We start from the raw sequence: 12,383 nt of genomic DNA on the forward strand, positions 1-12,383 counted from the left end.
TCACTAAATCTTTTTTTAATAAAGTTGATTAAGTTCTGGACCTTTAAACTTGAATTAATAGGTCCAATTCACGCTAAATCCAGTCGTGTAATCATCTGTTTCGAAGTGATCTGGCTTTTTCAAAGGCGCACCCACAAAAGCGTCATAATTCAAACGCAAGGGAGTAATTTGTCCACGCAACCCAATAACTGCACCTAATAAACTCGTGCCTGGTAAAGGATTCGGATAATGTGCAGTTTTTCCACCAACCTCTCCGTAATCGATACCTGCATACCAAGAGTGTGGCTTATTCATAATTGAGCCACTCAGTTCATTGCGAACTAAAAAACCATTATCAGCCAATAAAGTTTGCTCGCCATCAAAACCTCTTACGGTATAACGGTTTCCAATTGAAAATCTGTCTTGAGGAGTTAAAGGTTGATTGCTGTGCTGAGTACGCCATTCAGCTAAATATTGCAGATTTTGCTGACCCACTTTAAAAGGCACTTGTAAACTGGCATTGGCCTGTAGAATCCCGACATGTGTATAAGCTTCACCAAAGTCTTCTTCTGGTGCCCTCATTGCATTCAACCAACCTGTACCACGTTTATAAGTCACATTGCCGCTTAAAGTGGCATTAGAAAAATATTCGGTATGATCAAGAGTTGCTTTCCAGCCTGCAGTCTTACGGCGCTGTACTTCTACTTCGACATCATTAATATAGTTTTGTGATTCACGATACCATCCACCAAAACCTACAGCAGTTTTACGGTGAGCATCTCGATAAATAATTCGAGACAAATCTGCATTAATGAGTTCGCTTTTACCGCTGTATTGATAAGTTTCAGTGCTTCCAGCGACTGTTTGTAAATAGTTAGAACGGCTATAACTGGTTGAAAATAACCAATAATCAAATGGAATGGTATAACTTGCATAAAAGCCATCTGTACCATGTTTACCAGAACCATTGCTACCTAAATCATGGTTATAACTGATATAAAATAAATCATTTAAAGTTAACACATGGTCAAGTGACAAGGTCGCTGTACCTTGGTATTTTCCAGTAGCATCAGAACCTGAATCATCAATCCCCACATGTAAGCGATAAGGTTTAGCTTGTTGCCATGCAAGAATCACATCACTATAACCCGGTTCATTTTTTTGTTCTGCTGGCTGGATTTTAAAGTCAGCTTCAACCGTTGGCACTCGTTTAAAGTTTTCTAAACCTTGCTCCATATCACGAATATTTAACAGCTCACCCGACTTCATCGGTAAAGCATTCCACAAATGTGCACGTTTAGAAGTACCATCAGCGAACTTAATCTGATCCACTCGTCCTGGAATAACACGAACACGCACCGTACCGGATGCAATATTTTGCTGAGGAAGCAAAACTCGTGTTGTTACATAACCGTTTGCTATAATTTTATTTTGTACAAGATCAAGGGCTTGGTTTAGTCCATTTACCCCTAAACATCTTCCAATAATATTGTTCTTGCCAGTAGTAATTACATTAAAATCTGATATGAATTGATGGGCTTCTTCACCTTCTAAAAATATTTTTTTAATTTCAAAACAAGGTGTTTCACTGTTAGAACGTAAATATTGTAATTGCTGAGCTGAAATCTTATTTTGTTCTTGCCCTAGATTAACGTTTACATCTGGTTGAATTTGTTTTTCTAAAGCACTATCACGTTGCTGTTGTCGAATAGTTTGGTCAGCCTGAATTCTCTGACGAATAGGATCATCCGAGTCCGCAGCAAAACTTAGGCCCCCCGTTAGTGATAAGCAGATGAATAAGACACTTTTATTAAATTTGTTATAGTTCAACATATAAAATTAAACCGTGATTAATATCAACTTAATTTTATTTTAACAAAACCTTAACAAAGTGGAAGCATTTTTTATACAGATTTGTCTGTATGTAAAATAAATCTTATTTTCTTAAATCTTACTTTTATAAGATATTAGTTTTAAATCACAATTTATTTATAAAAATCAGCTAGACATAAAAAAAGCTCCCGTAACAGGAGCTTTTTTGAATCTTGGCAGAGGATCAAGGACTCGAACCTTGACGAACGGTTTTGGAGACCGTCATGCTACCATTACACCAATCCTCTATAGACAATTAAACCATTCAGATTTAATCATAAAAAAAGCAAGATCATCGTCTTGCTTCTTTCTATGGTGGGGGCGAAGAGACTCGAACTCTTACACCTTGCGGCGCTGGAACCTAAATCCAGTGCGTCTACCAATTTCGCCACGCCCCCATCTGGGACATTTATTTAAAATAAATGTGGCAGAGGATCAAGGACTCGAACCTTGACGAACGGTTTTGGAGACCGTCATGCTACCATTACACCAATCCTCTTCCGAGATCTAGATGTCTTAACATCTATATCAAACTTTAAGACTTAACTTAAAGTGGTGGGGGCGAAGAGACTCGAACTCTTACACCTTGCGGCGCTGGAACCTAAATCCAGTGCGTCTACCAATTTCGCCACGCCCCCGATGGCTGTGTATATTAGCGATAAGATCTAACAGTGACAAGTGTTTTTTTTTCAAAAAAAAACTGACCGAGTAATTTGTATACAGTTACTAGATCAATGATTTTTATCAGGTTGAGAGCGCTTTTAAGCAATTTATCGCTTCATGTACATTTGAAAACCGGTTTTGCTGCTGTTTTTGTAACAAGCCTGAAAGTAGTGGCAAGAAAATTTGCAACGAACTTGGTAATTCCACATTTAATTTTTGACAGTGCAATACCGCCCACTCATGGTAACTATTTGCTTGTAAACGAGTTTGCGTTAACCATTCATACAATACGATTCCCAATGCATATAAATCACTTTGAACGGTTTTATTGGCACCATGAAATAGCTCTGGCGCCATATACCGTGGTGTAGCATCAGTTATTGGATCAGGGCTTGAAATAAGTCGTGTTTTTTCAAAGTCAATTAAATAAAGCTCTTGCTTAAACTTTCGAAAATGTTCTTTTTTAATATCACCATGAATCCATCCTAACTCATGAAGCTCTGCTAACTTAACAAGTGTCAGATAGATTTTCTCATTTATATTTTTTAAATTTTGCTTTTGATCTAAATCATCAAACCAACAATCTGTATCCGGTAAAACTAATACTCTTCCTTGAAATTGTAGTTGTTGAGAAACAGTACTGCCCTCGATAATTTTAAATGGCAAAAGCCAATTCGCTATTTTATATGTAATATCTTCATAAAATTGCAATTCATGCAAAAAATCTTGCTCACTTTGAGCATGTACATTTGGCAAATGAAATTTTAACCAGTAGGAATCAGCATCTATAGTACATGTCCATAGATGCCGTCCTAAAGCTTCACTTCTAGGCTTTGTCACACATTTTAGGTTTTCTATATGAGAAGCAAAATCATGCTTCAGCATAATAAGATTCTGGCTGTTGTTTCTTTTCTTCAAAACGTAAAACTTCTAAACAGTGCTGAATCGTTTTACCAATACGCGCGTGCGTTTCAATAGAAGAGATTTTCGGCCAAGTCGCGCGCTCACCTTCTCGCTGTAAACGTTTAAACAAATGTGGGCGTGGGTTTTGTAGCGTATAGGCATAATGTTTTAAGCTATATTTGGCAATAATATTAACATCACCATAATAGCGCTGCCCTACTACGCCATATCCATGATCGAGCAGTCTTCTTACGGGTGAAATCGCGCCTAATCTTTGCCGTGTAAAGTCCATCAGCCCCATTGAAAGTACTTTACCTTGGCGTCTTAAAATTCGTTCAGGCCAACTTAAAACGTCTTTACGGAAACGGCGCGCATCATCTTGCATAAACGGTACAACATGCGGATTCACTTGACTGGCAATGGTGTAGTTTAAATTATAAAGTCTTGCCATTCTTTCTTGTGGGAAATCGCTACGTACACTGCCGTCCACCCATTTAGTATTTGCCATATATGGAGTATGTTCACCATCATAACGCTTACTGGTTAAACGCACAGGTGGAAATAAAACTGGCACAGCACAAGAAGCCAATACCGCACTCCAAACCAAAACATTTGGAGTCATAATCGCATTCATAATTCGAGGGTTTTCAGTTGCATCGTACGGCGCAACAGCGACATTAATATTCAAACCTGATTTTTTGAATGCTTCTTCAAAAGTAAGATCGCCTAAATTTTCAATTAAGAATTTTTTTAAATAGTGGACATCTGCAATACCACCATTCCCTTTTATAAGCTCACGAAGTTTTCTAAAGTGAAAAGCATCACTAAAAAATTGCTCACCATTTAGCAAGTTTTGGATATCTTCACTGGCAGAAATTCCCAACATACCCGTCATAATGGCACCCGCACTTGAACCAGACAGGACTTTAGGCATTAAATCTTGTTCAATTAAAGCCTTACATACACCAGTATGAAAAAGACCTAAGGTTGCTCCCCCCGAGAACATAAGAGCAGGTTGTCCATATGCTTTTTCACAATTTTCAAAAAATTCGATTTTTTCTTTTCTTTGGAATGTAATACATTCACTAGATGCAATGTAAGCCAAGCTTTGGCTGACTTCTTCAATATAATCTTCAATTAGTTTTTTTGTGCCTACATGTGTGGCAGCAAACAACATAGGGTGGCCAATATTTGCAATATCGTAGGTCAACCCTTCTTTTAAAAGATAAATCAAATCTAAAGTGCGGTGCTGCTGACGATATCTTTTCAGTAAAGTGTAACGATAAGAAATGAGCTCGGCATCGAAGTAAGGCGAACTATTATCAAACTTCCACTCTTGCGCCCCAGTTTCTTCATCCAGTTTTAATGCAAAAGACTTCCACTCTTCATAAGATTCAGCCATGTCTAACTGACGTTGTAATTTTTTGATACGGTAAGCCTGATGCGGATTCATATCACTTCGTATTTTTTCAAACATATTTCGTCCTCATCTTCACAGATGATTTTACTGAATAGACATGACAACACTATGCGCGGTCTGAACATTTCAATCAATTGCAAAACCGATAAACTGCATGAGTCGTATCTTTTTTGTCAGCTTGCAAATTTCGGTGTTAGTATCCTAGTAAATTACTGTTTAACATGATTGATTAACCATGGCTACCATTGATTTACCCGACAATTTAGTTCAAACCTTATCACTTGTATTAAATCAGTTACAGCAGGTCTTACCTGAACCGAAACAAGAGACCGATTTTACTGCCCCTGCTTTTAGATGGGAAAACCAGCAGCTTAAAGCCATTTATACACCTAAAAATATTTATCTTGATGACTTAAAAGGCATCGAAAGACAAAAAGAAAAGATCATTCAAAATACTTTGCAGTTTTTAAATGGCTTACCGGCAAATGATGTACTTTTAACGGGTTCACGTGGTACGGGTAAATCCTCTATTGTTCGTGCTTTACTCACGGAGTATGCACCTCAAGGATTACGTTTGATTGAAATTGAACGTGATGATTTAGCAGACTTACCGAAAATTCAAAAAATTATTCAAAACCGACCTGAAAAATACATCGTCTATTGTGATGATTTAGCATTTAATGCTGAAGATGAAAATTACCGCAGCTTAAAAAGCGTACTAGATGGTTCCTTACAGTCGGGTTCAACAAATTTTATTATTTATGCGACCAGTAACCGTCGTCACTTGTTACCTGAGTTCATGCATGAAAACACCCCTGTAACCAAAGTAGATGTGCCTCAATATACTGAGCTTCATCCGCAAGAAGCGATTGAAGAAAAGATCTCTTTGTCTGACCGTTTTGGTTTGTGGTTATCTTTTTATCCAATGGATCAAAACTTATATTTAGAAATCGTAGAGCATTATCTAGATAAAGCAAACATGCCTTTTAATGATGAAGTTCGTGCTGAAAGCTTGCGTTGGTGCCAAATGCGGGGTCAACGCTCTGGTCGAGCTGCTTATCAGTTTTCTAAGCATTGGATTGGTTTAAACGCCTTAAAAGATTTGTCTAACAATTAAATAAAATGTCCCGCAAAGCCTTAGCTTTGGCCTATAAACCGCTTAGCTTTGGCAGTTGTTTTTCATAACCTAAGACAAAGATAGCCCTTCTTTAGGTTTATATATGAAAAAACAATTGCCAAAAATTTCTACAACAAGTAAAGCGCTTGCTAAAAGTTTATTACTTGCACAAGGCGTTTTAGACCAAGCAAAAAAATATTCAACTCTTCCTTTTACTCAAACTCATATCATCCGTCCAAGAATTGACGAAAAATATTATAGCTGGACACACTACGGTATCTTTTTCCCACTTTTACCAGAGCCGCATCGTTACTTAAATATTATGATTTTAATCGGTACACCAGGTGCACTTGCTTTTGATCATGATGACATCATCACTGGTAACCCGAGAAAAACCGCTACTTTCTTTTCAAGCACAGCTGCTCTGGAACAAGCTTTACTGAAGGCCTATATCATTCCTGAAGATACAAAAATTAATAAAGATGGGGCCTTAATAGAACTAGGTCAGGAAATTTTACTTCAAGGAAAATTTCCACACATCCATATTAATGGACATTATAATGGGTTTGATTTCGACTTTGATATCGATATCACTTCACATGTTTCATGGTTTATAAAAACACCAATCTATGATCATTTTAGTTTATTGGCAAAGTTTAAAGGTTTTTTAAACTATCAAGCAAAATGCATTGAAACCCAAGGACTTTGTACTTACGAATATGCACGAGCAGTGGGTCCTCACTCCATTACAAATAAACTTATTCCTGATGCATATAAACTGCCACTTGATTTTTTTACTTATCAAATTATCAATTTAAACGAGGCCACTCAACTTCTTCTTACCAAAGCCGATATTGCAGGACAAACAGTTGCATACACCCTGCATATTAGACATCTGGACCAGCCAGCTGAAATTTACACAGATGTAAGCTTTGATATTATTTCGCACCAAGTTGATGACTTCGTTTCACCTAGTGGACAAAAAATGCGACTTCCAAAATATTTTTCTTGGATCGCTCGAAATGATGCAAAGCAAATTATCTTAAACATTCAGGCAGAAATTGACTGCCCATTCCGCTATGGTCATGGGCGAGGTTATGCAAGTAGCTATATATTTACTGGTCATTATTTTGGCAATGAAGTTCAAGGCCGTGGATACATCGAATATATTGATATCGAAAATCCTAAAGCCTTTGAAGATGGGTAATCTTACTCAGGAATAGTAAGTTCAGTCATTGGCCATCTTGGTGTGGTCGTTACCGCTAAACCATCATGCTGACCTGCTTTTAAACGCTGATAACCTGCAAATGCAATCATTGCACCATTATCTGTACATAAAGCAGGCTCAGCATAGTAAACCTGAGCTTTAATTTTCGCCAATGAAGTTTCCAACTGTTCACGTAATCGTAAATTTGCACTTACCCCACCAGCAATTACTAAACGCTTAAGCCCAGTCTGCTTTAAAGCTTTTACAGATTTTTTTACTAAGGTATCTACAATGGCTTCTTGGAATGAGGCAGCAATATCAGCATCACGGTTTTCGCCGTTCAATTTTTTCAACTGAACAGAAACTGCCGTCTTTAAACCACTAAAAGAAAAGTCTAAGCCCTGATGAAGCATTGGGCGTGGAAATTCAAATGCTAAAGGATCACCAGATAACGCCAACTTAGCAATATTTGGTCCACCTGGATACGGCAGATTCATCATTTTTGCGACTTTGTCGAAAGCTTCACCTGCCGCATCATCAATTGACTCACCTAATAGCTCATATTGACCAATACCATGAGCTGCCATCAATTGTGTATGACCACCTGAAACAAGCAATGCAACAAATGGAAACTCAGGCGGTTGGCTTGAAAGCAAAGGAGCTAACATATGACCTTCCATGTGGTGAACACCAATTGCCGGTTTATTAAGTGAAAATGCTAAAGTTCTTCCAAACAAGGCTCCAGTCATTAACGCTCCCATTAAACCCGGGCCACGTGTATATGCGACTGCATCAATTTCCTGTTTCTTAACACCACTTTGTTCAAGCAGCTGATTCATTAAAGGAATAAGCTTACGAACATGGTCACGAGAAGCTAACTCTGGAACCACACCACCATATTCGGCATGAAGTTTTATCTGGCTATAAAGAACCTGTCCCCGTAAGCCGAGTTCGCTATCATAAAGTGCCAACCCTGTTTCATCACAAGAAGTTTCCAAGCCTAAAACAATCATCAAAACTGCCTTTTATATGAGTCAAAATATTGCAATCGCTATTATAGACTTGTGATATGAGTTGTAAATGAGTAAAATACTGACCTTCACTTGTGATCTGGCGCAATGGTGTGCCTGATCTTATCCATAATCTAGAGGATTTTACATGCCACAAGTTAAGTTGAAAGAAGGCGAACCAGTTGACGTAGCTATCCGTCGTTTCAAACGTTCATGCGAAAAAGCTGGTGTTTTAGCTGACGTTCGTAAACGCGAATTCTACGAAAAACCAACTCAAGAACGTAAGCGCAAAAAAGCTGCTGCAGTTAAACGCTACCAAAAGAAATTGGCTCGCGAATCTGTACGTACTACTCGCCTTTACTAATTAATTTGTGATTGACTGCTAACATTATGACTACTTTAAAAAACCAAATTACTGATGCATTAAAAACTTCTATGCGTGCCAAAGATATGGCAACAGTGACGGTTTTGCGTAGTCTACAAGCAGCAATTAAGCAAATCGAAGTCGATGAGCGCATAGAGCTTGACGACGCTCAGGTTCTTGCGGTCATTGAAAAGCAAATTAAACAACGTAAAGAATCGATCAAAGCCTTCGAAGGTGCTGGTCGTGATGATTTAGCTAGTAAAGAACAAGCCGAAGCTGAGGTTTTATCTCAGTTTCTACCAGAAGCTATGACTGAGGAAGAGCTTGATTCTCTTATTGAGCAAACGATTGCTGCTCAAGAAGCAACTAGCATGAAAGATATGGGTAAGGTGATGAATTCTCTACGTCCGATCATAGCCGGGCGTGCCGATCCTGCTCAAGTTTCAGCAAAAATTAAAGCTAAATTAGCTTAATCCCCCTCTCTTCTTATATATCCTTAAATTAAACTTTCTCGTAAGTTTAAGTATATTTATGCCTGTGAAAATTCCAAAGTCATCCTAGACCTTAAATTTTCATTCGTCGCTCATCTTGCATTTGCTTTAATCGACTATCTATTCTGGCTGACATGGCCTGATTACCTTTTGCAAGACGTTGTGCATGCAACATCGATTTAATTGCATCCTCTTCACTACCAGACCAGTACTGTGCTTCAGCACGATATCGTAATACATTCACAGCTCTTAATGGTGAATTTTTATCTAAATTGGCGGCTTGTTGTAATAATTGCCAACCTTGAATATCTCGGGCATTTTTATTAATAAAACGCTGCACCAAAGTTTGCACTTGAGCATATTTACCTTGACGTAATAAAACCTCAGCCAATTTGTAGCTAAAAGCTTTATTTTCAGGCATTGTCATTTGCAAGGAAGCAATTGAATTATAGGCCTGATCAAGTTTATTCTGGCCTAAATAAATATCTGTTTGAATTAAGGCAACTAATGGCTTACCGCTTGATTTCGCCTGCTCCAACGTTGCTTGGGCTTGAGTATAATCACCTTGTTTAAGATAGAAAGCCGACAAAGCCAATAAGCCTGCCAGATTTTTTTGCGATGCCAGACTTTGCAACTGATTTTCAGTAGCTTCTCCAGCAACCACCATGGTATACCATTTTAAAATTTCAAAATCGACATCATATATTCGACTTTTAACTTTAGGCATCTGGTTTGCTCTCAAGCGAGCCTCACTCATACGTTCAGAGGTAAGAGGGTGAGTCAGCCAAAAATCTGGTAAAAAACTTACACGGCTCGTCGCTCTATGCATCGTTTCAAAATAATCCGCCATGCTTTGCGGGTTATAACCAGCGGCATACATATATTGCATACCGATTCGATCCGCTTCACGCTCTTGATTACGACTATAAGTGAGCTGTTTATCAAGAAGTGCTGCTTGTGTACCCAACATAACAGCGGCACCAGCGTCTCCACCAGCCTGAGCAGCTAAAGCCACCCCTGCCAACAAACCAGCCAAGCTTAAAAGGGTTTGTCCTTTAAAAGCTTCTTCCGAACGACTAAAGTGCCTTTGCGAAACGTGAGCAATTTCATGAGCCATTACCCCCGCAATTTCATCAATATTTCGTGCCGATGAGATAAGGCCAGTATTTAATGCAAATAACCCACCTGGAACAGCAAATGCGTTAATTTGAGGGTCTTTAATTACAACCAGAGCGATCGGCTGCCCCAGCTGAGTTTCACTTAAAATATTAGAGAAAACTTGAAAAAACTGATCTTCTAGCCATACATCCTGTATAACCGGCATTTGCTTATGAACTTCACGGAAAACTTTTTCGCCAATAAATTTTTCTTTCTGTTGGTCGAGCAGCCCTATTCCACTTCCAATATTTGGAATTTCAACCTGTCCAGAAGCTGGCTTGGGGTCAAAAGGATTAGCGTAAGAGGCATTTGTTATCAAAGCCAAACTTAAAATAACTGGCAAAAATTTCAAAAGTTCTTCTCTTATTAAAAATTAAAATAACAAAAAAGCCCATCAATATCATGCTTCAGTTATTTTGCATCATATCAACAGGCTTTCACTATAACATTGAAAATAGACTATATTTGCAATGAAGTGTTATTCATCCTTTACACAAAATTAGGATTCACTAAATATCTAGGCGTCTTGTCCTCTAGTGCTTCCACCAAGTTTTTATAAGCTAAATTTGCCATTTTCTTACGTGTTTCAGCTGTAGCAGAACCTACGTGAGGCAAAGTGACAACGTTCGGCAAATTGAAAAGTGCAGATTCTTGCAGAGGTTCTTTCTCATAGACGTCTAAACCAGCCGCAAAAATAACTTCATTTTGCAATGCTTCAATTAGGGCTTGCTCATCGACAACTGAGCCACGCGCAATATTAATAAATATGGCATGCTTTTGCATAAGCTCAAATTGAGCCTTGCCCATTAAAGCTTTAGATTCCGCATTTAAGTCAACAGCCGTCACTACAAAATCAGATTGTTGTAATAATTCTTCCAACCCCAGATATTGAGCTTTTAAAGGTTCCGCTAACTCAGGTTTCTCGCGACGATTATGGTAAACAATATTCATGTTAAAACCATAAAAGCCACGACGTGCAATTGCAGCACCAATATTACCAAGTCCAATAATACCTAATGTTTTTCCAAAAACATCGAGACCAAACTGCTGTGGCCCAACTGTTCTTTTCCACTCACCTTGTTTAGTCCAGTGATCTAGAAAAGGAACTTTTCTGGCTGCACTTAATAACAAAGTAAAAGCAAGATCTGCTGTCGTTTCAGTTAGAACATGAGGTGTGTTTGCTAACCAGATTTTTTTCTGATTTAAATAACCAACATCATAATTGTCATAACCTACAGTCACAGAAGAAATAATTTTTAATTTTTGGGCAGGAGAAAGATTACTTTCATTGAGCAAACGACCAGCCCCAATCATGCCATCAGCATCTACTACTTCTTGTCGTATCTGTTCATTAATATCACCCAGTTTAGGGTTCAATACGACAACATAGTAATCCTGCTGTAACCGTGACAAAATTTCCTCATCAATTTGGCTAAAAACCACAACCTTTTTCATGTAAATCCCTACTACTCATTGTTATCTTGCATAAGTTGCCACAATCTTTTCTTAAGAAGAGGCTTATCTAACATTTCTTTTAAACTAGCTAAATGAATAATATTTGCATGTTGAATATAGGTACATTTACCCAAACATAAAATCTTTTTCTCTGCCGCTACAGCATCTAAGAAACCTTGAATATAAGAACCTACCCCTCGTTGATCTTGATAGGCTACCAGAGGAAATGGCCATCTTAATTCAGAATATTGTCCTACCTTCACCTTTTGTATATTTGCCCAAAGTTGTTTCTCTTCTGTTTCCAAAGCCGTTACATCAACAAAAATTACACATTTTTCAAGACAATAAGCCTGTAACTCAAATGGAGCAATTGTCTCTTGCTCAATGACTTTAGGTTTTTCTACAAGTTTCTCTGGCTGCGAGACTTCTGCAACCACTATTGATGGCTCTTCCACCACTTTAGGAATTTCAAGCACCTGTGGCTGAGTGTTCTTTTTCTCAAAAGCAGGAACATCTATGGTAGGTACGGTAATTGACTCATGAGGTTCAACAACCTGATCTCGCCACAAAGTATGGGCATTATTTTTTTGGCACACTTGTGTTCTAGGAATCCATACGTCTATTCCTAAAGTTGCCAGTATATTTCTTTGCTGCCCAATCATGTCTAAATCAGTACCTCTAATCTACACACATTCTAACGGGCTTCTGATTTTTTTTCAGCGTTTTCTTTTAATGATACTCTTT

Annotated in this window: 11 protein-coding genes and 4 tRNA genes; 4 read left to right on the forward strand and 11 right to left on the reverse strand. The window is 38.2% G+C overall.

The genetic code is table 11. The annotated features are described in order from the left end of the window. Nucleotides 1–54 precede the first annotated feature (54 nt). The 7 genes from EGS71_RS05965 to EGS71_RS05995 form a co-directional block, all read right to left on the reverse strand. Nucleotides 55–1,812 (reverse strand): ShlB/FhaC/HecB family hemolysin secretion/activation protein, encoded by a 1,758-nt coding sequence (locus EGS71_RS05965; protein WP_000935949.1) that lies wholly within the window; start codon nucleotides 1,810–1,812, stop codon nucleotides 55–57. 213 nt (nucleotides 1,813–2,025) lie between these two features. Continuing rightward, nucleotides 2,026–2,099, reverse strand: a tRNA-Trp gene (locus tag EGS71_RS05970). A 65-nt stretch (nucleotides 2,100–2,164) separates the two neighbouring features. Then, nucleotides 2,165–2,249 (reverse strand) — tRNA-Leu (locus EGS71_RS05975). Nucleotides 2,250–2,276: 27 nt separating this feature from the next. Beyond that, nucleotides 2,277–2,350: transfer RNA gene (locus EGS71_RS05980), tRNA-Trp, on the reverse strand. A gap of 54 nt (nucleotides 2,351–2,404) precedes the next feature. After that, a tRNA-Leu gene (locus tag EGS71_RS05985) sits at nucleotides 2,405–2,489 on the reverse strand. A 106-nt stretch (nucleotides 2,490–2,595) separates the two neighbouring features. After that, complete coding sequence (locus EGS71_RS05990; protein ID WP_000912081.1) at nucleotides 2,596–3,399, reverse strand: protein kinase domain-containing protein; 804 nt, start codon at nucleotides 3,397–3,399, stop codon at nucleotides 2,596–2,598. Beyond that, nucleotides 3,386–4,894, reverse strand: coding sequence for a DUF3336 domain-containing protein (locus EGS71_RS05995; RefSeq protein ID WP_000461855.1), 1,509 nt, complete (start codon nucleotides 4,892–4,894; stop codon nucleotides 3,386–3,388). The genes EGS71_RS05990 and EGS71_RS05995 overlap by 14 nt, the downstream gene beginning before the upstream one ends. Nucleotides 4,895–5,072: 178 nt before the next feature. On the opposite strand from EGS71_RS05995, the gene EGS71_RS06000 reads away from it, so the two are divergent. Then, complete coding sequence (locus EGS71_RS06000; protein WP_000190819.1) at nucleotides 5,073–5,954, forward strand: ATP-binding protein; 882 nt, start codon at nucleotides 5,073–5,075, stop codon at nucleotides 5,952–5,954. A 103-nt stretch (nucleotides 5,955–6,057) separates the two neighbouring features. After that, entirely contained in the window at nucleotides 6,058–7,161 is a 1,104-nt protein-coding gene (locus EGS71_RS06005; RefSeq protein ID WP_002009950.1) for a DUF6670 family protein, read from the forward strand. 2 nt (nucleotides 7,162–7,163) lie between these two features. Here the strand turns inward: EGS71_RS06005 and tsaD are convergent, their stop codons facing one another. Then, entirely contained in the window at nucleotides 7,164–8,174 is a 1,011-nt protein-coding gene (tsaD, locus tag EGS71_RS06010) for a tRNA (adenosine(37)-N6)-threonylcarbamoyltransferase complex transferase subunit TsaD (protein ID WP_000636263.1), read from the reverse strand. 145 nt (nucleotides 8,175–8,319) lie between these two features. Between tsaD and rpsU the strand changes: the two genes are divergently transcribed. Next, nucleotides 8,320–8,535: a 30S ribosomal protein S21 gene (gene rpsU, locus EGS71_RS06015; RefSeq protein ID WP_001136722.1), complete on the forward strand. Its 216-nt coding sequence runs from the start codon at nucleotides 8,320–8,322 to the stop codon at nucleotides 8,533–8,535. A 26-nt stretch (nucleotides 8,536–8,561) separates the two neighbouring features. After that, the gene (locus tag EGS71_RS06020) at nucleotides 8,562–9,008 is read left to right on the forward strand and encodes a GatB/YqeY domain-containing protein (RefSeq protein WP_000209410.1); all 447 of its coding nucleotides are present in this window, start codon (nucleotides 8,562–8,564) and stop codon (nucleotides 9,006–9,008) included. A gap of 91 nt (nucleotides 9,009–9,099) precedes the next feature. Here the strand turns inward: EGS71_RS06020 and EGS71_RS06025 are convergent, their stop codons facing one another. The 3 genes from EGS71_RS06025 to EGS71_RS06035 all read right to left on the reverse strand — a co-directional run bounded on the left by EGS71_RS06025 (nucleotide 9,100) and on the right by EGS71_RS06035 (nucleotide 12,301). Continuing rightward, entirely contained in the window at nucleotides 9,100–10,527 is a 1,428-nt protein-coding gene (locus EGS71_RS06025; protein ID WP_085944101.1) for a M48 family metalloprotease, read from the reverse strand. 146 nt (nucleotides 10,528–10,673) lie between these two features. Further along, the gene (locus EGS71_RS06030) at nucleotides 10,674–11,639 is read right to left on the reverse strand and encodes a 2-hydroxyacid dehydrogenase (RefSeq protein ID WP_000758325.1); all 966 of its coding nucleotides are present in this window, start codon (nucleotides 11,637–11,639) and stop codon (nucleotides 10,674–10,676) included. An 11-nt stretch (nucleotides 11,640–11,650) separates the two neighbouring features. Continuing rightward, nucleotides 11,651–12,301, reverse strand: a complete 651-nt coding sequence (locus EGS71_RS06035; RefSeq protein WP_000580179.1) for a hypothetical protein — start codon at nucleotides 12,299–12,301, stop codon at nucleotides 11,651–11,653. Nucleotides 12,302–12,383: the final 82 nt, after the last annotated feature.

Origin of the sequence: Acinetobacter sp. FDAARGOS_559, assembly GCF_003940475.1 — a bacterium.
In the GTDB taxonomy this organism is placed as follows: Bacteria; Pseudomonadota; Gammaproteobacteria; order Pseudomonadales; family Moraxellaceae; genus Acinetobacter; species Acinetobacter baumannii.